Source organism: Streptococcus sp. HMSC034B05 (genome assembly GCF_001809055.1).
Taxonomy (GTDB): domain Bacteria; phylum Bacillota; class Bacilli; order Lactobacillales; family Streptococcaceae; genus Streptococcus; species Streptococcus constellatus.
The window spans coordinates 77760-100876 of sequence record NZ_KV795598.1 but is presented as its reverse complement, the minus strand read 5'-3'; the positions used below and the strand labels follow the sequence as shown (position 1 = coordinate 100876).

At 40.1% G+C, this 23117-nt stretch carries 21 protein-coding genes; 18 read left to right on the top strand and 3 right to left on the bottom strand.

Translation table 11 applies throughout. The annotated features are described in order from the left end of the window. Window positions 1-17: 17 nt before the first annotated feature. Both HMPREF2542_RS04035 and tyrS read right to left on the bottom strand, forming a co-directional pair. Window positions 18-854 (bottom strand): putative RNA methyltransferase, encoded by an 837-nt coding sequence (locus tag HMPREF2542_RS04035; RefSeq protein ID WP_058669921.1) that lies wholly within the window; start codon window positions 852-854, stop codon window positions 18-20. Between the two features lie 210 nt (window positions 855-1064). Continuing rightward, the gene (tyrS, locus tag HMPREF2542_RS04030) at window positions 1065-2321 is read right to left on the bottom strand and encodes a tyrosine--tRNA ligase (RefSeq protein ID WP_058669920.1); all 1257 of its coding nucleotides are present in this window, start codon (window positions 2319-2321) and stop codon (window positions 1065-1067) included. A 181-nt stretch (window positions 2322-2502) separates the two neighbouring features. Between tyrS and pbp1b the strand changes: the two genes are divergently transcribed. The 3 genes from pbp1b (at window position 2503) to rpoC (ending at window position 12374) form a co-directional block, all read left to right on the top strand. Further along, window positions 2503-4842, top strand: coding sequence for a penicillin-binding protein PBP1B (gene pbp1b, locus HMPREF2542_RS04025; RefSeq protein WP_058669919.1), 2340 nt, complete (start codon window positions 2503-2505; stop codon window positions 4840-4842). A gap of 288 nt (window positions 4843-5130) precedes the next feature. Next, window positions 5131-8697: a DNA-directed RNA polymerase subunit beta gene (gene rpoB / locus HMPREF2542_RS04020; RefSeq protein WP_006268060.1), complete on the top strand. Its 3567-nt coding sequence runs from the start codon at window positions 5131-5133 to the stop codon at window positions 8695-8697. A gap of 38 nt (window positions 8698-8735) precedes the next feature. Then, the gene (rpoC, locus tag HMPREF2542_RS04015; protein WP_058669918.1) at window positions 8736-12374 is read left to right on the top strand and encodes a DNA-directed RNA polymerase subunit beta'; all 3639 of its coding nucleotides are present in this window, start codon (window positions 8736-8738) and stop codon (window positions 12372-12374) included. A gap of 164 nt (window positions 12375-12538) precedes the next feature. On the opposite strand, the gene HMPREF2542_RS04010 is transcribed toward rpoC, so the two are convergent. Then, the gene (locus tag HMPREF2542_RS04010; protein ID WP_049481478.1) at window positions 12539-13243 is read right to left on the bottom strand and encodes a hypothetical protein; all 705 of its coding nucleotides are present in this window, start codon (window positions 13241-13243) and stop codon (window positions 12539-12541) included. A gap of 142 nt (window positions 13244-13385) precedes the next feature. Here HMPREF2542_RS04010 and HMPREF2542_RS04005 point away from each other — a divergent pair, with 142 nt between their 5' ends. The 15 genes from HMPREF2542_RS04005 (at window position 13386) to HMPREF2542_RS03935 (ending at window position 23082) form a co-directional block, all read left to right on the top strand. Beyond that, window positions 13386-14582 carry a phosphoglycerate kinase gene (locus tag HMPREF2542_RS04005; protein WP_058669917.1) on the top strand — a complete coding sequence of 399 codons (1197 nt, stop codon included), beginning with the start codon at window positions 13386-13388 and terminating at the stop codon, window positions 14580-14582. Window positions 14583-14836: 254 nt separating this feature from the next. After that, entirely contained in the window at window positions 14837-15049 is a 213-nt protein-coding gene (locus HMPREF2542_RS04000) for a hypothetical protein (RefSeq protein WP_058669916.1), read from the top strand. Further along, window positions 15046-15330 (top strand): 2'-5' RNA ligase family protein, encoded by a 285-nt coding sequence (locus tag HMPREF2542_RS03995; RefSeq protein ID WP_006269982.1) that lies wholly within the window; start codon window positions 15046-15048, stop codon window positions 15328-15330. The genes HMPREF2542_RS04000 and HMPREF2542_RS03995 overlap by 4 nt, the downstream gene beginning before the upstream one ends. Before the next feature lie 139 nt (window positions 15331-15469). Continuing rightward, window positions 15470-16000 (top strand): FUSC family protein, encoded by a 531-nt coding sequence (locus HMPREF2542_RS03990; protein WP_006269975.1) that lies wholly within the window; start codon window positions 15470-15472, stop codon window positions 15998-16000. Window positions 16001-16076: 76 nt separating this feature from the next. Then, window positions 16077-16436: a MerR family transcriptional regulator gene (locus tag HMPREF2542_RS03985; RefSeq protein WP_003070793.1), complete on the top strand. Its 360-nt coding sequence runs from the start codon at window positions 16077-16079 to the stop codon at window positions 16434-16436. A 38-nt stretch (window positions 16437-16474) separates the two neighbouring features. Beyond that, entirely contained in the window at window positions 16475-17821 is a 1347-nt protein-coding gene (gene glnA / locus HMPREF2542_RS03980; RefSeq protein WP_003073975.1) for a type I glutamate--ammonia ligase, read from the top strand. Window positions 17822-18008: 187 nt separating this feature from the next. Further along, window positions 18009-18374, top strand: coding sequence for a DUF1033 family protein (locus tag HMPREF2542_RS03975; RefSeq protein WP_058669915.1), 366 nt, complete (start codon window positions 18009-18011; stop codon window positions 18372-18374). A gap of 69 nt (window positions 18375-18443) precedes the next feature. Further along, window positions 18444-19385 (top strand): competence type IV pilus ATPase ComGA, encoded by a 942-nt coding sequence (gene comGA, locus HMPREF2542_RS03970; protein WP_058669914.1) that lies wholly within the window; start codon window positions 18444-18446, stop codon window positions 19383-19385. Next, window positions 19327-20349 carry a competence type IV pilus assembly protein ComGB gene (gene comGB, locus HMPREF2542_RS03965; protein ID WP_058669913.1) on the top strand — a complete coding sequence of 341 codons (1023 nt, stop codon included), beginning with the start codon at window positions 19327-19329 and terminating at the stop codon, window positions 20347-20349. Before comGA ends, comGB begins: the two co-directional genes overlap by 59 nt. Beyond that, window positions 20346-20663: a competence type IV pilus major pilin ComGC gene (gene comGC / locus HMPREF2542_RS03960; protein WP_058669912.1), complete on the top strand. Its 318-nt coding sequence runs from the start codon at window positions 20346-20348 to the stop codon at window positions 20661-20663. Before comGB ends, comGC begins: the two co-directional genes overlap by 4 nt. Further along, window positions 20623-21051, top strand: coding sequence for a competence type IV pilus minor pilin ComGD (comGD, locus tag HMPREF2542_RS03955; RefSeq protein ID WP_049481489.1), 429 nt, complete (start codon window positions 20623-20625; stop codon window positions 21049-21051). Before comGC ends, comGD begins: the two co-directional genes overlap by 41 nt. Next, on the top strand, window positions 21023-21316 hold the full coding sequence (comGE, locus tag HMPREF2542_RS03950) for a competence type IV pilus minor pilin ComGE (protein ID WP_006269989.1): 294 nt from the start codon (window positions 21023-21025) through the stop codon (window positions 21314-21316). Before comGD ends, comGE begins: the two co-directional genes overlap by 29 nt. Beyond that, complete coding sequence (gene comGF / locus HMPREF2542_RS03945) at window positions 21300-21737, top strand: competence type IV pilus minor pilin ComGF (protein WP_003035329.1); 438 nt, start codon at window positions 21300-21302, stop codon at window positions 21735-21737. Before comGE ends, comGF begins: the two co-directional genes overlap by 17 nt. After that, a complete protein-coding gene (gene comGG, locus HMPREF2542_RS03940; protein ID WP_003070783.1) occupies window positions 21718-22044 on the top strand; it encodes a competence type IV pilus minor pilin ComGG in 327 nt (108 codons plus the stop codon). Before comGF ends, comGG begins: the two co-directional genes overlap by 20 nt. An 84-nt stretch (window positions 22045-22128) precedes the next feature. Further along, window positions 22129-23082, top strand: a complete 954-nt coding sequence (locus tag HMPREF2542_RS03935) for a class I SAM-dependent methyltransferase (RefSeq protein ID WP_006269998.1) — start codon at window positions 22129-22131, stop codon at window positions 23080-23082. Window positions 23083-23117 lie beyond the last annotated feature (35 nt).

Sequence of the window (23117 nt, the reverse complement as noted above, 5' to 3'; positions counted from 1 at the left end):
TTCTACCTCTTTTGTGTTTATTTTTCTTGACCGACCAAAATCTTTGCAGCAATGGTGATTTCATGTAAGGATGACCAGTCGATTTTTTCAATATCCATATTGAAAAGAAGCGGAGTCATTTTCAGCAGAGCCATTTTTTCATTTTCCTTTAGTGAAAAAGTGCTAACAACATCATAGGAGTCTGCAATGGTAAAGGATTTCTTAAAGTGTTCAATGATTTTTTGATTGGAATAATTTGTGTTTGTTAACTGCTCGGCAACGATACTACGAATTTCTTGCAAATGTTGGCTGTTAGGAATAACCTTAATAAGCAAGCCGTTTTTCCGCAATACGCGTTGAAATTCTTGATAATTGGCAGGAGAGAAAATATCCAAAATCACATCCATACTGGTATCTTGAATGGAAAGATGCGCCAGATCTCCAACAAACCAATTTACTGCCATGCTGTGGTCGCTTTTGGCTGCTAGCTGAATCGATTCTTTTGATAAATCAAACGCGTAGATGTGTTGATCAGTCATCTGTGCTTGCAGGTTTCGAGCATAGTACCCCTCTCCGCAGCCAATATCTAACAGATTAGCATGCTGTGGAAAAGAAGTTAAAATATCTAACAGTTTGTTTAAAATTGGCTGATAGAATCCTGCTTCGAGAATCAATTGTCGATTTTGAAAGTTGGTTTTATCGTAGTCTTTTGACTGCTTCACCTGTGGTGCCAGATTGACATAACCGAATTTTGCTAGATCAAAGGAATGCTTATTGTTACATTTAAGACTATTTTCTGCTAAAAACAAGGCTTGCTGGCAAAAAGGGCAAGCAAAAAGATTAGCTGTTTCAAAACGTTTGAGTTTGGGTTTCATGCGTTTTCTCTTTCATAGATTTCTCTGACTAGTGTAACATGTGAGAAATGCTTTGGCAAGTCGATGATAAAGAAAGGAAACTGAAAATGAGTTCTTCTTTATTAAGACGGGATTTGTGTTTTTTATTTTTCAAGCTACAACTAGGTCAATGCATTATGCTAATTAAAATAAAGAAAAAGCTGGGGTTAAACCCAGCCTTTTCATTTTTGACTAGTAAGTCAAAACAAAATATTTTTTCTTACCGCGACGAATGACAGTTAGTTCGTTTTCTAATTTGTCAGCATCCGTTAATGTATAGTTAAGGTCTTGAATACGTTCGCCATTGACATAAATAGCGCCATTTTGAACATCTTCACGCGCTTGGCGTTTAGAATTGACAATGCCAGCTGTTACCAACATTTCTACGATATTGAGATTGTCATCTACTTTCACTTGATAATTTGGCACCCCGCGAAGTCCTTGTTTCAGTTCTTTGACAGAAAGACTTTTAATATTTCCAGCAAAAAGCTGCTCGGTGATGTTGAGCGCTTCTTTGTAGGCTTCTTCGCCATGTACAAGCGTGACCACTTCTCGTGCTAAGATTTTTTGTGCCAACCGTTCGTGGGGAGCTGCTTCAAATTGTTTTCTGATTTCTTCGATTTCATCAAGTGGAAGAAGTGTAAAGATTTTTAGGAAACGCACGGCATCTGCATCCATGACATTCATCCAGAATTGATACATTTCGTAAGGACTGGTTTTATCGGCATTGAGCCATACAGCATTGCCTTCTGACTTACCAAATTTCTTACCAGTTGCGTCTGTGATGAGTGGCACTGTAATAACATGGCCTGTTTTATCTGCTTTGCGGCGAAGTAACTCTGTACCAGCAGTCATATTGCCCCATTGATCTGAACCACCGATTTGCAAAGTGACATCGTATTGTCGATTTAACTCAAAAAAGTCATAGCCTTGCATAATCTGGTAAGCAAACTCGGTATACGAAATGCCTGTTTCAATCCGTTTTTTTACAGATTCTTTACTCATCATGTAGTTGACAGTGAAATATTTTCCAACATCACGTAGAAAGTCAATAAAGCTAATGTCGGAGAACCAGTCGTAGTTGTTGACCATTTCAGCTTTGTTGTCGCCATTTTCAAAGTCAAGAAAACGTGATACTTGTGCTTGAATGCTGCGGACCCAACCTTCAACTGTGTCTTTTGTTTGTAAGCTCCGTTCTGTATCTTTAAATGATGGATCGCCAATTAAGCCAGTTGCACCGCCAACGAGAGCATAGGGTTTGTGACCAGCCAACTGTAAATGTTTCATGACAAGGATTGGTACAAGGTGACCAAGGTGTAAGCTATCAGCAGTTGGGTCATAACCAGAATAAAAGCTAACATTTCCTTCTGCTAGGGCTTTGCGCAATGCTTCTTCGTCAGTTGTTTGAAAAACCAAACCACGTTCTTTTAGCTCATCAAAAATGTGCATATCTGTCTCTCCTTTATAAAATTTCTAGTTATTGTAACATTGTATCACAAACAAGCACTAGAATATAGTAAAATCGCAAAAATAATGAAAAAAACAATGATTTCAGCCAAGGCTTGCCTTTCTTGTTGTCAGAAGTTTCATAAATTTGCTATAATAGGCACAGAAAGCCCAAGGAGAAAGAATGTTTAAACAAGTTTTAGAAAAAATACAACAATTGTTTGAGAAACTTTTTCAAACAGATCGTCCTAGCAAAAATAAAAAGGAAAACTGGACAATTTTGAGTATTGGTGGAACTGTCCTTCGTACTCTGAAATTATTATCAAATGTCTTTTTTGTGCTTGTTTTTTTAGGGTGCTTGTTTGGTGGAGGTATTGCATTGGGTTATGGTGCAAGAATCTTTGATAAGGTTGAAACTCCTAAAAAAGAAGAGCTCATCAAAAAAATCCAAGACATCTCGGCTATTTCTGAATTAAAATATGCTGATGGTAGTTCAATTTCAGCAATTGATAGTGATTTACTAAGAGTATCAGTAGCTAGCAAATCTATTTCTGCTAATGTAAAAAAAGCAGTCATTGCTACGGAAGACGAAAATTTCCACAAGCATCATGGGGTTGTTACGAAAGCTGTTTTGCGGGCAACACTAGGCTCTGTTGCAGGGATTGGCTCCTCAAGTGGTGGTTCTACCTTAACGCAGCAGTTAATCAAACAACAAGTTGTTGGTGATGCACCAACTTTCAAGCGTAAAGCGACAGAAATCATTGATGCACTGGCTTTAGAACGCTGTATGAGCAAAGATGATATTTTAACGACTTATTTGAATGTGGCCCCGTTTGGAAGAAATAATAAAGGGCAAAATATTGCCGGTGTAGAAGAAGCAGCCCAAGGAATTTTTGGAGTACCTGCTAGCAAGTTGACAGTACCTCAAGCAGCTTTTATTGCGGGGTTGCCACAAAGCCCGATTGTTTATTCTCCTTATGCAGCTGATGGTAGTCTGAAAAGTGCTAAAGACATGACATTAGGACTCAACCGTGCTAAAAAAGTCATTTACAATATGTATCGAACAGGTGCGATTAATAAAGATGAGTACCAATTGTATAAAGATTATGATTTGAAACGGGATTTTCTGCCTGCCGAACGCTCTTCAAAAAATTCGCATGATTATTTATATTACGTTGCGATGAAAGAAGCTCAAAAAGCAATGTATGAATACTTGATTAGGCGAGACAATGTTTCACAACAGGAATTGAAAAATGATGCAACTGTGAAAGCCTATAAAGAATTAGCTGCAAAAGAGTTGAGTGAGGGTGGCTATACTGTTACCACAACGATTAACAAAAATATCCACAACGCTATGCAAAATGCGATTGCTAATTTTGGTGGTGTGTTAGATGATGGAACAGGTGCAGTTGAAGCGGGAAATGTTCTCATGGACAATCGGACGGGTGCTGTTTTGGGCTTTATAGGAGGACGTGATTATGCTTCCAATCAAAACAACCACGCTTTTGATACGGAGCGCTCACCAGGCTCAACCATTAAACCGATTTTAGCTTATGGCATAGCCATTGACCAAGGCCTGATGGGCAGTGCCAGTATGCTGTCTAATTATCCGGCGAATTTCTCTAGCGGCGAGCCCATTATGCACGTAGATAGTCGTGGTACGGCTATGATGGATTTGCAGGAGGCTTTAAATACTTCTTGGAACATTCCAGCTTATTGGACCTATAAATTGCTTCGTGACAAAGGGGTCAATGTTCGAGGTTATATGGAAAAAATGGGCTATCAAATTGAAAATTACGATATTGAAAGTTTGCCAATGGGCGGTGGGGTTGAAGTATCTGTTGCTCAGCATACCAATGGTTTTCAAACTTTAGCCAATAATGGGGCTTATCAAGAGCGCTATATGATTGAAAAGATTACGGCAAAGAATGGGAAAGTTGTATATGAACATAAAGCTAAACCTGTTCAAGTTTATTCCAAGGCCGCAGCAACGATTATGCAAAGCCTTATGCGTGGAGTGTTGAGTTCAGGTGCTACGACGACTTTCAAATCTCGTTTAGCACAGATTAATAGTGGCTTGGCTAATGCTGATTGGATAGGAAAAACGGGTACAACCAACAGCAATGGAGATATGTGGCTTATGGTATCCACTCCAAAATTAACGTTGGGTGGCTGGATCGGTCATGACAATAATGCTTCAATGGCACCTTTGACGGGTTACAACAACAATGCTCAGTATATGGCTCACTTGGTGAATGCAATTCATCAAGCTGATCCAAATATTTGGGGAGTTGGTGATAAGTTCAATTTGGATTCAAGCGTGATTAAGTCCAATGTTCTCAAAGCAACAGGTGAACGAGCTGGAACAGTCACAGTCAACGGTCGTAGCATGAGCCTGACTGGTCAGACGGTTACTAGTTACTGGGCGAAAAATGGCGCTCCGATGACCACCTATAAATTTGGAATCGGTGGAACAGATAGTGATTATCAAAAAGCTTGGGCAGCACTTTTAGGTGGACGTTAAAATAAAAACACTTTCATAACTAAAGAAACTTGAAAAGCAGAGTAAAATAGGGTATAATATTATTAATAATTTGTCGTCTGCTTTATTTGAAATATTGTCCATATAAAGCTCACAGCAGTTAAATCATACTTTTAGAGTCAGATTTAGCTGCTCTTTTTGTGCCTATTTTTGGGATTTTCATCGTTTGTTATCAAAACTTAAAGATTCTGAAAATTTATCAGAAAGGACAAATGAAATTGCTACTCTATCATGTAATAGAGAATGTAGAAAGAAGAAGGAGTAAAAAACTTGGCAGGACATGAAGTTCAATACGGGAAACACCGTACTCGTCGTAGTTTTTCAAGAATCAAGGAAGTTCTTGATTTACCAAATTTGATTGAAATCCAGACGGATTCGTTCAAAGATTTTCTTGACCATGGTTTGAAAGAAGTATTTGAAGATGTACTTCCTATTTCAAACTTTACAGACACTATGGATTTGGAGTTTGTTGGTTATGAAATCAAAGAATCCAAATACACTTTAGAAGAAGCACGGATTCACGATGCCAGCTATTCTGCGCCTATTTTTGTGACGTTCCGTTTAATCAATAAAGAAACCGGCGAAATCAAGACGCAAGAGGTCTTCTTTGGCGATTTTCCAATCATGACAGAAATGGGAACGTTTATCATCAACGGTGGTGAGCGGATTATCGTATCACAGCTCGTTCGTTCTCCAGGTGTTTACTTCAATGATAAAGTAGACAAAAATGGGAAGGTTGGGTATGGTTCAACCGTCATTCCAAACCGTGGAGCTTGGTTAGAGTTGGAAACGGACTCAAAAGATATTGCCTACACTCGGATTGACCGCACTCGTAAAATTCCATTTACAACGCTTGTTCGTGCACTTGGTTTCTCTGGTGATGATGAAATCTTTGATATTTTCGGTGATAGCGATCTCGTTCGCAACACGATTGAAAAAGATATCCACAAAAATCCGATGGATTCACGTACAGATGAAGCGCTGAAAGAAATCTATGAACGCCTTCGTCCAGGTGAGCCTAAGACAGCGGATAGCTCACGTAGTCTGTTGGTTGCTCGTTTCTTTGATCCACATCGTTATGACTTGGCGGCAGTTGGTCGTTACAAGATTAATAAAAAATTAAATATCAAAACACGTTTGTTAAATCAAACAATTGCAGAACCTTTGGTTGACCCAGAAACAGGAGAAATCTTAGTAGAAGCCGGAACAGTTATGACGCGTAGTGTCATTGATAGTATTGCAGACTATTTGGATGGAGATTTGAATAAAATCACTTATATTCCAAATGATGCAGCTGTATTGACAGATCCAGTCGTTCTTCAAAAATTCAAAGTCGTGGCACCAACTGATCCAGATCGCGTGGTAACTATTATTGGGAATGCTAATCCAGGTGATCGGGTTCATACGATTACACCAGCGGATATCTTGGCTGAGATGAGCTACTTCCTCAACTTAGCAGAAGGCATCGGCCGTGTGGATGATATTGACCACTTGGGAAATCGTCGGATTCGTGCGGTAGGTGAATTGCTTGCTAACCAAGTGCGTCTTGGACTTTCTCGCATGGAGCGCAATGTGCGTGAACGCATGAGCGTGCAAGATAACGAAGTACTGACTCCGCAACAAATCATTAACATACGCCCAGTTACAGCAGCTATCAAAGAATTCTTTGGTTCCTCTCAATTGTCTCAATTTATGGATCAACACAATCCACTGTCTGAGTTGTCTCACAAGCGTCGTTTATCTGCCTTAGGACCTGGTGGTTTAACACGTGACCGTGCAGGATACGAAGTGCGTGACGTGCACTATACCCACTATGGTCGTATGTGTCCGATTGAAACACCTGAAGGACCAAATATTGGTTTGATCAATAACTTGTCTTCTTATGGACATTTGAATAAATATGGCTTTATCCAAACGCCTTACCGTAAAGTGGATCGTGAAACAGGTCTGGTCACCAATGAAATCGTCTGGTTAACAGCGGATGAAGAAGATGAATACATCGTTGCTCAAGCAAATTCTAAATTAACAGAAGACGGGCGTTTTGCAGAAGCGATTGTTATGGGACGTCACCAAGGGAATAACCAAGAATTTCCTTCAGATCAGGTGGATTTCATGGATGTGTCGCCTAAACAGGTAGTTGCCGTTGCGACAGCATGTATCCCGTTCCTTGAAAATGACGACTCAAACCGTGCCCTCATGGGTGCCAACATGCAACGTCAAGCAGTACCGTTGATTGATCCGCATGCACCATACGTTGGAACTGGAATGGAATACCAAGCAGCTCACGATTCTGGTGCGGCGATTATTGCACAACACGATGGTAAAGTTGTATATTCTGATGCTGCCAAAGTTGAAGTTCGTCGTGAAGACGGTTCGCTTGATGTCTATCATATTACGAAATTCCGCCGTTCAAACTCTGGTACTTCTTACAACCAACGTACGCTGGTGAAAGTTGGCGATACGGTTGAAAAAGGCGATTTTATTGCAGACGGACCTTCTATGGAAAAAGGCGAAATGGCGCTTGGACAAAATCCAATCGTTGCTTATATGACATGGGAAGGTTACAACTTTGAAGATGCCGTTATCATGAGTGAACGTCTAGTAAAAGATGACGTTTATACCTCTGTTCACTTGGAAGAATTTGAATCAGAAACACGTGATACAAAGCTTGGTCCTGAAGAAATTACGCGCGAAATTCCAAACGTTGGGGAAGATGCGCTAAGAGACCTTGACGAAATGGGAATTATCCGCATTGGTGCTGAGGTGAAAGAGGGCGACATTCTTGTCGGTAAAGTAACGCCGAAAGGTGAAAAAGACTTATCCGCTGAAGAACGCCTGCTTCATGCAATTTTCGGTGATAAATCTCGTGAAGTACGTGACACATCTCTTCGTGTACCACATGGTGGTGCTGGGGTTGTCCGTGATGTGAAAATCTTTACTCGTGCGAACGGTGATGAATTGCAATCTGGTGTCAACATGTTGGTGCGTGTTTACATTGCTCAAAAACGAAAGATCCGCGTTGGGGATAAGATGGCCGGACGCCACGGAAATAAAGGTGTTGTTTCCCGTATCGTTCCAGTTGAGGATATGCCTTATCTTCCAGACGGAACACCAGTAGACATCATGTTGAACCCACTTGGGGTGCCATCACGTATGAATATCGGACAGGTTATGGAGCTTCACCTTGGTATGGCTGCTCGCAACCTTGGTATCCACATAGCAACGCCAGTATTTGACGGAGCAAGCTCAGATGACCTTTGGGATACTGTTCGTGAAGCAGGCATGGATAGCGATGCCAAGACGATTCTTTATGATGGTCGTACGGGCGAGCCGTTTGACAACCGTGTATCTGTCGGTGTCATGTATATGATTAAATTGCACCACATGGTCGATGATAAGCTTCATGCCCGTTCAGTTGGTCCTTATTCAACCGTTACACAGCAACCACTTGGTGGTAAAGCTCAATTCGGTGGACAACGTTTTGGAGAAATGGAAGTTTGGGCTTTGGAAGCTTACGGTGCTTCTAACGTCCTTCAAGAAATCTTGACCTACAAGTCAGATGATATCAATGGTCGTTTGAGAGCTTATGAAGCTATTACTAAAGGTAAACCAATTCCAAAACCAGGCGTGCCAGAATCTTTCCGTGTTCTTGTGAAAGAATTGCAGTCACTTGGTCTTGACATGCGCGTCCTAGATGAAGATGACAATGAAGTAGAACTTCGTGACTTGGATGAAGGCATGGATGACGATGTGATTCACGTAGATGACCTTGAAAAAGCGCGTGAAAAGGCAGCTCAAGAAGCGAGAGCAGCTTTTGAAGCTGAAGGAAAAGAATAAGAACTGATTCAATAGATAATAAAGAAAGGTAAGAAATAGTGGTTGATGTAAATCGTTTTCAAAGTATGCAAATCACCCTAGCTTCACCTAGTAAAGTCCGCTCTTGGTCTTATGGGGAAGTGAAGAAACCTGAAACAATTAACTACCGTACACTAAAGCCAGAACGTGAAGGACTTTTTGATGAAGTCATCTTTGGTCCTACGAAAGATTGGGAATGTGCGTGTGGAAAGTATAAACGGATTCGTTATAAAGGAATCATTTGTGACCGTTGTGGTGTTGAAGTCACTCGTACAAAAGTGCGTCGTGAGCGTATGGGACATATTGAGTTAAAGGCTCCTGTTTCTCATATTTGGTATTTTAAAGGGATTCCGAGTCGCATGGGCTTGACATTGGATATGAGTCCTCGTGCTCTTGAAGAAGTCATTTATTTTGCAGCTTATGTGGTAATTGATCCAAAAGATACGCCACTTGAGCACAAATCTATTATGACGGAGCGGGAATATCGTGAACGCTTGCGGGAATACGGTTCAGGATCATTTGTTGCAAAAATGGGTGCTGAAGCTATCCAAGATCTCTTGAAACAAGTAGATTTGGAAAAAGAAATTGCAGCCCTCAAAGAAGAATTAAAAACTGCAACTGGGCAAAAGCGCGTCAAAGCGATACGCCGCTTAGATGTTTTAGATGCTTTCCAAAAATCTGGTAACAAACCAGAATGGATGGTCTTAAACATCTTGCCAGTTATTCCGCCAGACTTACGTCCAATGCTTCAGCTGGATGGTGGACGCTTTGCTTCCTCTGACTTGAATGATCTTTACCGTCGTGTTATCAATCGGAACAATCGTTTGGCACGTCTTTTAGAGCTGAATGCTCCTGGAATCATCGTGCAAAATGAAAAGCGGATGTTGCAAGAAGCGGTTGATGCGTTGATTGACAACGGTCGTCGTGGTCGTCCAATTACTGGACCAGGTAGCCGCCCGCTCAAATCATTGAGCCACATGCTTAAAGGAAAACAAGGTCGTTTCCGTCAAAACTTGCTCGGAAAACGGGTTGACTTCTCAGGACGTTCGGTTATTGCGGTAGGTCCAACCCTCAAAATGTACCAATGTGGTGTGCCGCGCGAAATGGCAATTGAGCTTTTCAAACCATTTGTTATGCGTGAAATTGTAGCGCGTGATATTGTGCAAAACGTGAAAGCTGCTAAACGCTTGGTGGAACGCAGTGATGAACGTATTTGGGATATCTTAGAGGATGTCATTAAAGAACACCCGGTACTCCTTAACCGCGCACCGACACTTCACAGATTAGGAATTCAAGCATTTGAGCCAGTCTTAATTGACGGGAAAGCTCTTCGTTTGCACCCGCTTGTGTGTGAGGCCTACAATGCCGACTTTGACGGAGACCAAATGGCTATTCACGTACCATTGTCGGAAGAAGCTCAGGCAGAAGCACGGATTCTTATGCTAGCTGCTGAGCACATCCTCAATCCAAAAGACGGTAAGCCAGTCGTAACACCGTCACAAGATATGGTCTTAGGGAACTACTACCTAACGATGGAAGAAGCCGGTCGTGAAGGTGAAGGTATGGTCTTTAAAGATCGTGATGAAGCTGTAATGGCTCTTCGGAATGGTTATGTGCATTTACATACACGCGTTGGGATTGCGACTGATAGTTTGAACAAACCATGGATGGAAGATCAAAAACACAAGATTCTTTTGACAACAGTTGGTAAGATTCTTTTCAATGACATCATGCCAGATGAATTGCCGTATTTGCAAGAACCAGTTGCCTCAAACATAGCAGAAGGTGTGCCAGCTAAATACTTCTTAGAACCTGGTCAAGATGTCAAAGAAGCCATCAGTAAACTTGAATTAAACGTACCATTTAAGAAGAAAAATCTCGGGAATATCATTGCTGAGATCTTCAAACGTTTCCGTACAACTGAAACGTCTGCTTTTCTAGACCGTCTGAAAGATCTCGGCTATCATCATTCAACGCTTGCTGGTTTGACAGTAGGGATTGCCGATATTCCAGTCGTTGAAGATAAGGCAGAAATTATCGAAGAGTCACATAAACGTGTTGAACAAATCACGAAACAATTCCGTCGTGGGATGATTACAGACGATGAGCGCTATAACGCGGTTACTGCAGAATGGCGTGCTGCTCGTGAAAAATTGGAAAAACGCTTGGTTGCTAACCAAGATCCGAAGAACCCAATCGTTATGATGATGGACTCTGGAGCCCGTGGTAACATCTCTAACTTCTCGCAACTTGCCGGTATGCGTGGTTTGATGGCTGCGCCAAATGGACGTATCATGGAGTTGCCAATCTTGTCTAACTTCCGTGAAGGTTTGTCTGTTCTGGAAATGTTCTTCTCAACTCACGGAGCGCGTAAAGGGATGACTGATACAGCCCTTAAGACAGCTGACTCAGGTTACTTGACTCGTCGTCTAGTTGACGTTGCCCAAGACGTTATCATTCGTGAGGATGACTGTGGTACAGATCGCGGTCTTGTGATTCGCTCTATTACTGATGGTAAGGAAATGATAGAGCCACTAGAAGAACGCTTAATTGGTCGTTATACGAAAAAATCGGTTAAACATCCTGAAACAGGTGAAGTCATCGTTGGTCCAGATGTATTGATTACAGAAGATGTAGCGCATGAAATTATCAACGCTGGTATCGAAGAAGTTACTATCCGTTCTGTCTTTACATGTAATACACGTCATGGCGTTTGCCGTCGCTGTTATGGTATCAACTTGGCAACGGGCGACGCTGTTGAAGTTGGGGAAGCAGTTGGAACCATTGCTGCCCAATCTATCGGTGAACCTGGTACACAATTGACTATGCGGACTTTCCATACGGGTGGTGTTGCTTCTAATACTGATATTACTCAGGGGCTTCCTCGGGTTCAAGAAATCTTTGAAGCCCGTAATCCAAAAGGGGAAGCAGTCATCACAGAAGTTAAAGGTGAAGTCACTGCGATTGAAGAAGATGCTTCCACTCGGACTAAGAAAGTCTTTGTCAAGGGTGCAACCGGTGAAGGAGAATACGTTGTACCATTTACAGCTCGTATGAAAGTGGCTGTAGGTGACCAAGTTTCTCGCGGGGCAGCATTAACAGAAGGTTCTATCCAACCGAAACATTTATTGGCTGTTCGTGATGTCTTGTCTGTTGAGACTTACCTGCTAGCTGAAGTGCAAAAAGTTTACCGCAGTCAAGGGGTAGAAATCGGTGACAAGCATATTGAAGTAATGGTTCGCCAAATGATTCGTAAGGTGCGCATCATGGATCCGGGAGATACTGATCTTCTTATGGGCACACTCATGGATATTACAGACTTTACCGATGCTAACCGAGATGTAGTTATCTCAGGTGGTGTTCCTGCAACAGCTCGTCCTGTTCTTATGGGAATTACCAAGGCTTCTCTGGAAACCAACAGTTTCTTATCAGCTGCCTCTTTCCAAGAAACCACTCGTGTTCTGACTGATGCGGCTATCCGTGGTAAGAAAGATCACTTGCTTGGTCTAAAGGAAAATGTTATCATTGGTAAAATCATTCCAGCTGGTACAGGTATGGCACGCTACCGTAATCTTGAGCCGCAAGCTGTCAATGAAGTTGAAATTATCGAAGATACAACGGCAACAGAAACTGTGGAAGAAACCACACCAGCAAAATAATAAAAAAGAGTCGAAATCTTCGACTCTTTTTGTTAGGTTTAGAATTTTATGAAAAATTCTCTGGTAATTTTCAAATTTAGCTAACTTTGCATAGCGAATATATCGCATTTTAATTTTGATTCAAGTGTAAAAAGGGGCCGTCAAAATTAGATTTTTGGCTAGTATTAAAATGCATTCCAAAAGAAGCAAAAGATGAGAATACAACTCCATGCATTCCCAGTCCGTTTCTGAATGACCAGCATGCCATAAATGAGAATGAATACGGCGATTGCTTCAAATAGAGAAGTCGCATCCAAGCCAATCATTCCATGAACAAGGAGGCAAATCAAAGCACAAATGAGGGCACCAAGGTCAATTTTCTTATTTTGACGTGGATAGCGAAGATTGATTTTCCTAGAAATTACAACATAATTAAAACCTTCCCAGAATCCCCAGATAAGAGAAATGAGCAAGTAACCTAAGATGTTTGTCGGAAAAGAACTAGCAAGAATTTCTTTCGTTAAGGAGATTGATTGAAATGGGAGGTAGGTGTGAACTTGTCCTGTAATGATGAGGAAAAGCAGCAAAGGAAGACAGGTGATTGCAGTTTGGACGCAGGACGGGAGAAAATGTTTAGTAACCAATCCATATTCTTTCCAGCTTTCTTTGCGACGAATCAGAACGACACTAGTCCCTAGACCAGCTGCACCAAACTGACACATTGCGAGAAAGAGAAGGCGAAGCCAAATGGGAAACGATGACTGATGGGTGAAATCAGTTATTTCTTGTTGGAAAAATAGATATCCGATAAGCGGAAGAATAGTCAAGATGGCAATGATGTTTAAATCTTGGTCAACTTTCTTTTGGACGATAGATAATGTTTGTTTCATATGATTTTTTCTTTTTATCTTTATTGTAGTGTGCTGATAGAGCTTTGTCAATAAGACAGGAAAAGTGTCTGATTTTGCTACCTTTTTAATCGCTTTTGTGATATAATTATCATGTACAAAAAATAATAAGGAGTCTGATTAAATGGCTAAATTGACTGTTAAAGACGTTGATTTGAAGGGAAAGAAAGTTCTCGTTCGTGTTGACTTTAACGTACCTTTGAAAGATGGCGTTATCACTAATGACAACCGTATTACTGCGGCTTTGCCAACAATTAAATATATCATCGAACATGGTGGACGTGCTGTTCTCTTCTCTCACCTTGGGCGTGTGAAAGAAGAAGCTGATAAGGAAGGAAAATCACTTGCTCCAGTAGCAGCAGATTTGTCTGCAAAACTTGGTCAAGAAGTTATCTTCCCCGGTGTTACCCGTGGTGAAAAACTTGAAACAGCTATTAATGCTCTTAAAGACGGCGAAGTTCTTCTTGTTGAAAACACTCGTTTTGAAGATGTTGATGGTAAAAAAGAATCTAAAAATGATCCAGAACTTGGTAAATACTGGGCATCACTTGGAGATGGTATCTTCGTAAACGACGCATTCGGTACAGCTCACCGTGCACATGCATCTAACGTTGGTATCTCAGCTAATGTGGACAAAGCTGTTGCTGGTTTCCTTCTTGAAAACGAAATTGCTTATATCAAAGAAGCTGTTGAAAATCCAGTTCGTCCATTCGTAGCCATTCTTGGTGGTTCAAAGGTCTCTGATAAGATCGGTGTTATCGAAAATCTTCTTGAAAAAGCGGATAAAGTTCTTATCGGTGGTGGGATGACTTACACATTCTACAAAGCACAAGGCATCGAAATCGGTAACTCACTTGTAGAAGAAGACAAACTCGATGTTGCTAGAGCTCTTCTTGAAAAATCAAATGGGAAACTCATTTTGCCAGTTGACTCTAAAGAAGCAAACGCATTTGCTGACTACACTGAAGTGAAAAATACTGAAGGTGAAGCAGTAGACCCTGGCTTCCTTGGTTTGGATATCGGTCCTAAATCAATCGCTAAATTTGACCAAGAATTAACTGGTGCTAAAACAGTTGTTTGGAACGGACCTATGGGCGTCTTTGAAAATCCTGATTTCCAAGCTGGTACAATCGGTGTAATGGACGCTATCGTTAAACAACCAGGCGTTAAATCAATTATCGGTGGTGGCGACTCAGCTGCCGCAGCTATCAACCTTGGTCGTGCAGATAAATTCTCATGGATTAGTACGGGCGGAGGCGCGTCTATGGAATTGTTGGAAGGTAAAGTTCTTCCAGGTCTTGCAGCTCTTACTGAAAAATAAGTTTTAGCCCGTTAGTCTCTCCAAAATCCTGATTTTGGAGAAAAAGGAGCAAAACTGAAATGATAACAAAAAGGTGGCTTGTTCACCTTTTTGTGTTAGTGAAAGTATTTGTGACGCGGTGGTGGTGCATCTATGGAACTTCTTGAAGGAAAGGTACTCCCAGGTCTTGCAGCATTGACTGAAAAGTAAGGCTAGAACAAAAAAATAATAGAGAAAAGGTGGTTCAACCACTTTTTCTTTTACAGAGAAACGATATGTATACTATTATAGGAGCTCTAGATAGGTATAGCCAAGAACGAGTCCGCTCTATTTGGCGCAGTTTGAGTGTCAATAGTCTATCAAACTACACTTATGAAGTAGTCGATCGGGAACCACATTTGACTTTTTCGTCTCTTGAAAAAGTAGATTTGGCTGATATCCAGCTAATCTCGGAAGAGATGGCGAAGATTAGTCAGCTGTATGTTTGAACTTTAGCTCTATTTCGTCCTTTCTAGGTTCTTCCATTGTTACACTCAATCCTGTTAAAACGTCAGAATTAACTGCATTTCATGCAGAGTTACATAAAAAGATTGCAAGTTATGTAGACCAATCTTCCTCCTATCTTCTTGAAAACTGGGTTCCGCATGTGACATTAGCCAACCGAGTTCCAAAAGAAAAAATGGGCTCTGCTTTACCTTCACTGTTTTGCTCATTATCCATCTGTCTCAGGAATCCTGACGGGATTAAAACTGATAAAGATAGGAAGTGATGGTCAAGTAGAAGATGTCTGTGAAGTTTCTCTAAAAAAATGTATAGGAAAGCTTTGACAGACCTGTTTGGAAACCATCATTCTTTTCCTCAAAATTTCTCTAAAATATGTTAGAATAAAGGTAAAAGGAAATGTATGAATGGGTTATTTTAAAAAGTACAAATTTGATAAATCGAAATTTAAATTAGGAATGCGGACTTTTAAAACAGGAATCGCTGTTTTTATTGTCCTTTTAATTTTTGGATTTTTGGGTTGGAAAGGGCTACAGATTGGCGCTTTAACAGCTGTTTTTAGTTTGCGAGAGGATTTTGATAAGAGTGTTCATTTTGGAACATCTCGTATCTTAGGAAACAGTATTGGCGGTTTGTATGCTTTGTTCTTCTTTCTTATCAATCAGCTTTTTCATGATCAGTTTTGGGTAACCTTGCTTCTCGTTCCGATTTGTACGATGTTAACCATTATGACAAATGTTGCTATGAACAATAAGGCAGGAGTGATTGGTGGTGTTTCTGCTATGCTGATTATTACCCTATCAATTCCAACAGGAGAGACAATTTTGTATGTATTTGCACGGGTATTTGAAACCTTTATGGGGGTATTTATTGCCATGTTAGTCAATTCTGATATAAATCGATTGAGAAAATTTTTGATATTAAAAAACAAGAAGTGATGTCAGGAAACCTAACATACATTCTTGACAGGAAAAATTTTTCGGACTATAATAGAGCATGAGAAAGGAATTTGCAATGAAGGAAAAGGAATTTCGTCGCAATATGGCTGTTTTTCCCATTGGTAGCGTTATGAAATTGACGGATTTGACAGCACGTCAGATTCGTTATTATGAAGATCAAGAATTGATTAAACCTGATCGAAATGAAGGAAATCGCCGCATGTATTCATTAAATGATATGGATCGCTTGTTAGAGATTAAAGATTACATTTCAGAAGGTTACAATATTGCTGCTATTAAACGGAAATATGCTGAGCGTGAAGCGAGATATAAAAAGCCAGTGAGCGAGAAAGACGTTCGTCGAGCCCTTCATAACGATATTTTGCAACAAGGGCGCTTTGCTTCTTCCCTTCCACCATTTGGTCGTATGCATTGACCAACATCAATTTTTAAAAATTTCATAAGGAGGTACTCATGCCAATTACAGTAGCTGACATTCGTCGCGAAGTGAAAGAAAAAAATGTTACCTTTATCCGTTTGATGTTTTCGGATGTTTTGGGAACGATGAAAAATGTCGAAATTCCGGCGACAGATGAACAGCTGAATAAAGTTTTGTCCAACAAAGTGATGTTCGATGGTTCTTCTATCGAGGGTTTTGTGCGTATCAATGAATCAGATATGTACCTTTATCCTGACTTGGATACATGGACTGTTTTCCCTTGGGGAGATGAAAATGGTAGTGTCGCAGGACTAATTTGCGATGTTTATACAACAGAAGGAACTCCCTTTAAAGGGGATCCGCGTGGAAACTTGAAGCGTGCTTTGAGACACATGGAAGAGCTTGGTTTCAAATCTTTCAATCTTGGTCCTGAGCCAGAATTTTTCCTCTTCAAATTGGATGAAAATGGTGATCCAACTCTTGAGGTAAATGATAAGGGTGGTTATTTTGATTTGGCGCCAACTGACCTGGCTGACAATACTCGCCGTGAAATCGTTAATGTCCTTACAACAATGGGATTTGAAGTAGAAGCTAGTCATCATGAAGTAGCTATTGGCCAGCATGAAATTGACTTCAAATATGATGAAGTACTTCGTGCCTGTGATAAGATTCAGTTGTTTAAACTGGTTGTTAAAACAATTGCTCGTAAGCATGGTCTGTACGCAACGTTCATGGCAAAACCAAAATTTGGTATTGCAGGTTCAGGTATGCATTGTAATATGTCACTTTTTGATCAAGATGGTCAAAATGCATTTTTTGATCCAGCAGATCCAAACGGTATGCAATTATCACAAACAGCTTATTATTTTCTTGGTGGCTTGATTAAACATGCCTACAATTATACAGCGATTATGAACCCAACTGTTAACTCATACAAACGTCTGGTTCCGGGATATGAAGCGCCTGTTTATATTGCTTGGGCTGGACGGAACCGTTCTCCGCTTGTTCGTGTGCCAGCTTCACGCGGTATGGGGACTCGTTTGGAATTGCGTTCGGTTGACCCAATGGCGAACCCTTATATTGCTATGGCTGTCCTTCTTGAAGTTGGACTTCATGGGATTGAAAATAAAATTGAGGCTCCTGATCCAATTGAAGAAAATATCTATGTGATGACAGCAGAAGAACGCAAAGAAGCAGGTATTACGGATCTTCCATCTACTCTGCATAATGCGGTGAAGGCACTAACAGAAGATGAAGTTGTAAAAAATGCACTGGGTAGTCATATCTATACAAGTTTTGTAGAAGCCAAACGCATTGAATGGGCAAGTTATGCAACCTTTGTTTCCCAATGGGAAGTAGATAATTATCTTGATTTGTATTAATAAATTGGAAATGAGGCTTAAGAAGAGTCTCGTTTTCTTATTTGATGAATGAAAAAGTACTAATCAAAATAATGCCACTTTTTCTACATTTTTGAGCAAATGGCGAAAAACTTGTATAATGGAGCATATCTGTTTAAAAAATTTAGCATTTCCGATATAATAAACAGAACAAAGGGAGGTGAAGCAGGTGTATTGTGTGATTGAAATGTATGGCAAAGATGAACCGTGGTGGTTTTTCGATGGCTGGGAAGCTAATATCGTATCAGTACAGCATTTTGATAACTATTATGCTGCTTTAAAATATTATAAACGCCAATGGCTGAAGTTGGTAGCTGCTTTTCCTTTCTATAAAAGTCGAAGTGATTTAATGTCCATTTTTTGGGATGCAGAAGATTTGCGCTGGTGTGAAGAATGTAGTGATTCTGTCCAGCAATACCATTCTCTCGCTTTATTGGAAAATGATGGTGTCATTCCTAAAGAGAAATGGAGACCGGGCTATAATAAACAAAATAGTGAAGAGAAACATCGTGCTTGCTCTCTAACGTTTAAATAATTTACAAAATGGTGATTTTTCATCATTTTTTTATTTTCTTCTGCGAATAATATAAAGTGAGGAGGAGATATGGTTCAAAACATTGCACAGGCTATTATTTGTCAGGCTAAGGAAGAACGAGCACAGGACATTTATTTTGTTCCGAAGGAAAATGTTTACGAGTTGTATATGCGAATTGGAGATGAACGCCGTTTTATACGCAATTATGAATTTGAAGAGCTAGCTGCTGTAATCAGTCATTTCAAGTTTACTGCTGGGATGAATGTGGGAGAAAAACGTCGCAGTCAGCTGGGCTCTTGTGATTATCAATATAGTGACAGGAAAACGTCGCTACGGTTGTCAACAGTAGGGGATTACCGTGGATATGAAAGCCTGGTGATTCGTCTATTGCATGATGAAGAAGCAGAGCTGAAGTTTTGGTTTGCTCAAATTCCGGAGTTGAAAGAACGTTTCAAACAGCGAGGGCTTTACCTTTTTTCAGGACCAGTAGGAAGTGGTAAAACTACTCTCATGCACCAGTTGGCTCAAGAGCGTTTTGCCGATCAGCAAATCATGTCAATTGAAGATCCGGTTGAAATCAAACAAGCAGGGATGTTACAGCTGCAGCTGAACGAAGCGATTGGTTTAACTTATGAAAGTTTGATAAAACTTTCTCTTCGGCATCGACCGGATTTATTGATTATCGGAGAGATTCGTGATGCGGAGACAGCACGGGCAGTTGTTCGAGCTAGCTTAACGGGAGTGACTGTTTTTTCAACTATTCATGCTAAAAGCGTACGAGGTGTCTATGAACGGTTGCTGGAGTTGGGAGTGACAGAAGCAGAGCTGAAAATTGTTTTGCAAGGAATTTGCTACCAACGGTTAATTGCGAAAGGAGGAATAGTGGATTTTGTCAGTGAAAGGTATCAAGAGCATGAGCCAAGTGACTGGAATAAGCAGATTGATCAGCTTTATGCAGCAGGACATATCACTTTTGAGCAGGCAGAAACGGAAAAAATTATCCATAGGTAGGCAGAAAAAAGTCGTAGAGTTGCTGAATAATCTTTTTTCTAGTGGCTTTCATTTAGCAGAAATGATTGATTTTTTGAAGCGGAGTGCCCTGCTAGAAAAAACCTATGTAGAAAAGATGAAAGAGGGTTTAGCAACAGGAAAACCTTTTTCAGAAATTATGGCTAGTTTAGGATTTTCAGATAGTGTTGTCACCCAGCTTTCACTGGCAGAGCTACATGGGAATCTCTCACTCAGCCTGACTAAGATTGAGGAATACTTGGAAAATGTCTCAAAAGTCAAGAAAAAGTTAATTGAGGTAGCCACTTATCCATTCATTTTACTTATTTTTTTAGTATTCATTATGTTAGGGCTGCGCAATTATTTACTTCCGCAGTTAGAACGCCAAAATATTGCAACGCAGCTGATTAGTCAGTTGCCGCAAATTTTTCTGGGTTCATTAGGAGTAGTCCTTGTTTTGTTAGCGATAGGTTTTTATTGGTTTAGAAAAAGCTCAAAAATAGTAGTGTTTAGCTTCTTGGCTCGACTTCCTTTTTGTGGAACTTTTATTCAAGCGTATTTGACAGCTTATTATGCGCGCGAATGGGGAAATATGATTGGTCAAGGTTTAGAACTCAGTCAGATTTTTCAGATGATGCAAGGGCAACGCTCTGCTATGTTTCAAGAAATTGGAAAAGACTTAGAAGTTGCGCTGCAAAATGGTCAGGAATTTTCCCAAGTGGTTAAACACTACCCGTTTTTTAAAAAGGAATTGGGTTTGATAATTGAATACGGTGAAGTGAAATCCAAATTAGGGTGTGAATTAGAAGTTTATGCTCAAAAAACGTGGGAGAAGTTTTTTAGTCGGATCAATCAGGCTATGAACTTAGTGCAGCCGCTTGTCTTTGTTTTTGTGGCACTGGTTATTGTTTTATTGTATGCAGCCATGTTGCTGCCAATTTATCAAAATATGGAGGTTCAATTATGAAAAAAATTAAAAATATAAAGGTAAAAGCTTTCACTTTGGTGGAAATGTTAGTGGTGCTTCTAATCATCAGTATTTTGATGCTTTTGTTTGTTCCGAATTTGACCAAACAAAAAGAAGCTGTAACGGAAAAAGGAAATGCAGCTGTTGTGAAGGTTGTCGAAAGTCAGGCAGAGCTTTTTGAAGTGAATCATACTAATGAAAAAGCGACGCTTTCAAAATTAGTCAGTGAAGGAACTATTACAGACAAGCAAGCAGCATCATACAAGGCTTATTATGCAAAACATACAAAAGAAGCTCGTACAGTTGCAGATTAAAGGTTTTACGCTTTTGGAAAGTTTGCTGACCTTATTTATGACGAGTCTCTTATTGCTTGCTGTATCAGGTTCAGTACGTTCATCGTTTGAGCAAGTAGAACAGCAAATTTTCTTTCTAGAGTTTGAGCATTTTTATCGGGAAAGTCAGAAGTTGAGTAGTGCAGCTCAAAGTCAGTTGGACATGAATTTTTCTCGCGAGAGGATTTCCAATGGTTACAGCCATTTGGCAGTTCCTCGCTCGATTCAGGCTCCGGAAGGCCTGACACTTCATTTTGACAGGGCAGGCGGCAATTCCTCGCTCGGAAAGGTTGTCTTTCAGACAAATAAGCAAACAATTACGTATCAATTATATCTAGGAAATGGAAAATTTAAGAAAACAATGCGTTAGAGGAACGATTTTATTAGAAGCTTTATTGGCATTGGCTGTTTTTGCGTTTATTGTGACCTTGTTATTGGGGCAGATCCATCAGTCTCGACAGACAGAAAATGATTTACTAAAAAAAGAAGAAGTTCTAAGAGTGGCTAATATGGCATTACAAACAAAGCAAAGCCATTTAACAATAAACGGTATTGAAGTTCGTGTTGAAAAAAGTCAACAAGGCATCCAGATTTATCATGGGAAGGAGCTGATTGTCGGTGTTCAAGGCAAATAAAGTGAAAGCTTTTACACTTTTAGAGGCTCTGGTTGCCCTCTTTGTAATCAGCGGGAGTGTGCTATTATTTCAATCGATGACGCGTCTTCTGGCTTCGGAGGTCCGAGCTCGACAACACAGTGAACAACGAGAATGGCTTTTGTTTGCCCATCAATTAGAAGCGGAATTGATTCGTTCTTCATTTGAAAAAGTGGAGAATAATCGTTTATACATGAAGCAGGACGGTAAGACGATTGCATTTGGAAAGTCAAGTGGACAAGATTTCAGAAAAACCAATGCAAATGGGAAAGGCTATCAGCCTATGATTTATAATGTGAAAAAAGCAGAAATCTCACAGAAAAATGAGCTGATTCATATCAGAATGACATTTAAGCGAGGATTGGAAAGGGAGTTCGTCTATCGTGTGGAAACAAAGAGTTAAAGCAGGTATTATGCTCTATGCCCTTTTTATAACAGCCGTCTTTAGCTTACTTTTGCAATTTTACCTTCATCGGCAAACTGCAAATCACAGGAATTTCACCCTAAACCGAGAGCGAATACAGGCTTATGCAATGGCAGCTGTAGCAAATGAAAATCCTAAACAAAGGAATTTTGAACAGGGGTATGTGCAAGATCAGAAAGATGAGAAAGAGTTCATCCTGACAGTAACAATGAACACTGGTCGCCGTTATCAATTTCGCTTCCCACTTATGCATTCCAATCAAACCAATGACAATTTAGACGAATAAGTGAGAATAGAACTAGATGTGAGCAACTGAGGACTCGCTCGCAAAAAGAGATAAATTTTGGTATGATAGGGAGCGGAGGATACTATGAATTTTGAAAAAATAGAACAGGCTTATTCGCTTTTGTTAGAGAATGTCCAGGAGCTCCAAAATACTCTTTTGACGAATTTTTATGATGCTTTGGTCGAGCAAAATGGGGTTTATCTGGATGGAAATACAGAGCTAGCTATTGTCAAAAAAAATAATGAAACACTTAAATCTTTGAAATTAGATAAAGAAGAATGGCGACGAGCATACCAATTTTTGCTGATGAAAGCGGCTCAAACAGAGCCTTTGCAAGCTAATCACCAATTTACTCCAGATTTTATCGGGTTTATCCTAACATTTCTCATTGACCAATTGAGTAATAAAGAACATATTGATGTGTTGGAAATTGGTAGTGGAATGGGAAATTTGGCAGAAACCATTCTTAATAATACAAATAAAAACGTGGATTATCTAGGACTGGAATTGGACGATCTGCTAATTGATATATCAGCCAGTATCGCAGATGTGATGGATGCAAAAGTTAGTTTTGTGCAAGGTGATGCGGTGCGCCCGCAAGTATTGAAAGAAAGCGATGTGATTATCAGTGATTTACCAGTTGGCTTTTATCCTGATGATAACATTGCGACGCGCTATGAAGTGGCTAGTAGACAGGAGCATACTTATGCTCATCATTTGTTAATGGAACAATCGCTCAAGTATCTCAAATCGGATGGTTATGCTATTTTCCTTGCACCAAATGATTTACTGACTAGCACACAAAGTGATTTATTAAAAAATTGGTTGCAGAAGCATGCACAAATAGTTGCAATGATTGCGTTACCAGAGTCTCTTTTTGGAAATGCAGCATACGCTAAAACAATTTTTGTACTGAAAAAGCAAGATGAACAAGCTGTCCAACCATTTGTTTATGCTTTATCTGATTTGCAGAATCAAGCGGATTTATTGACATTTAGCGAAAAGTTTCAAAATTGGAGCCAAGAAAGTGAAATTTAAACAAGTTTTTGATATAATAAATGAAAACGCTTAAA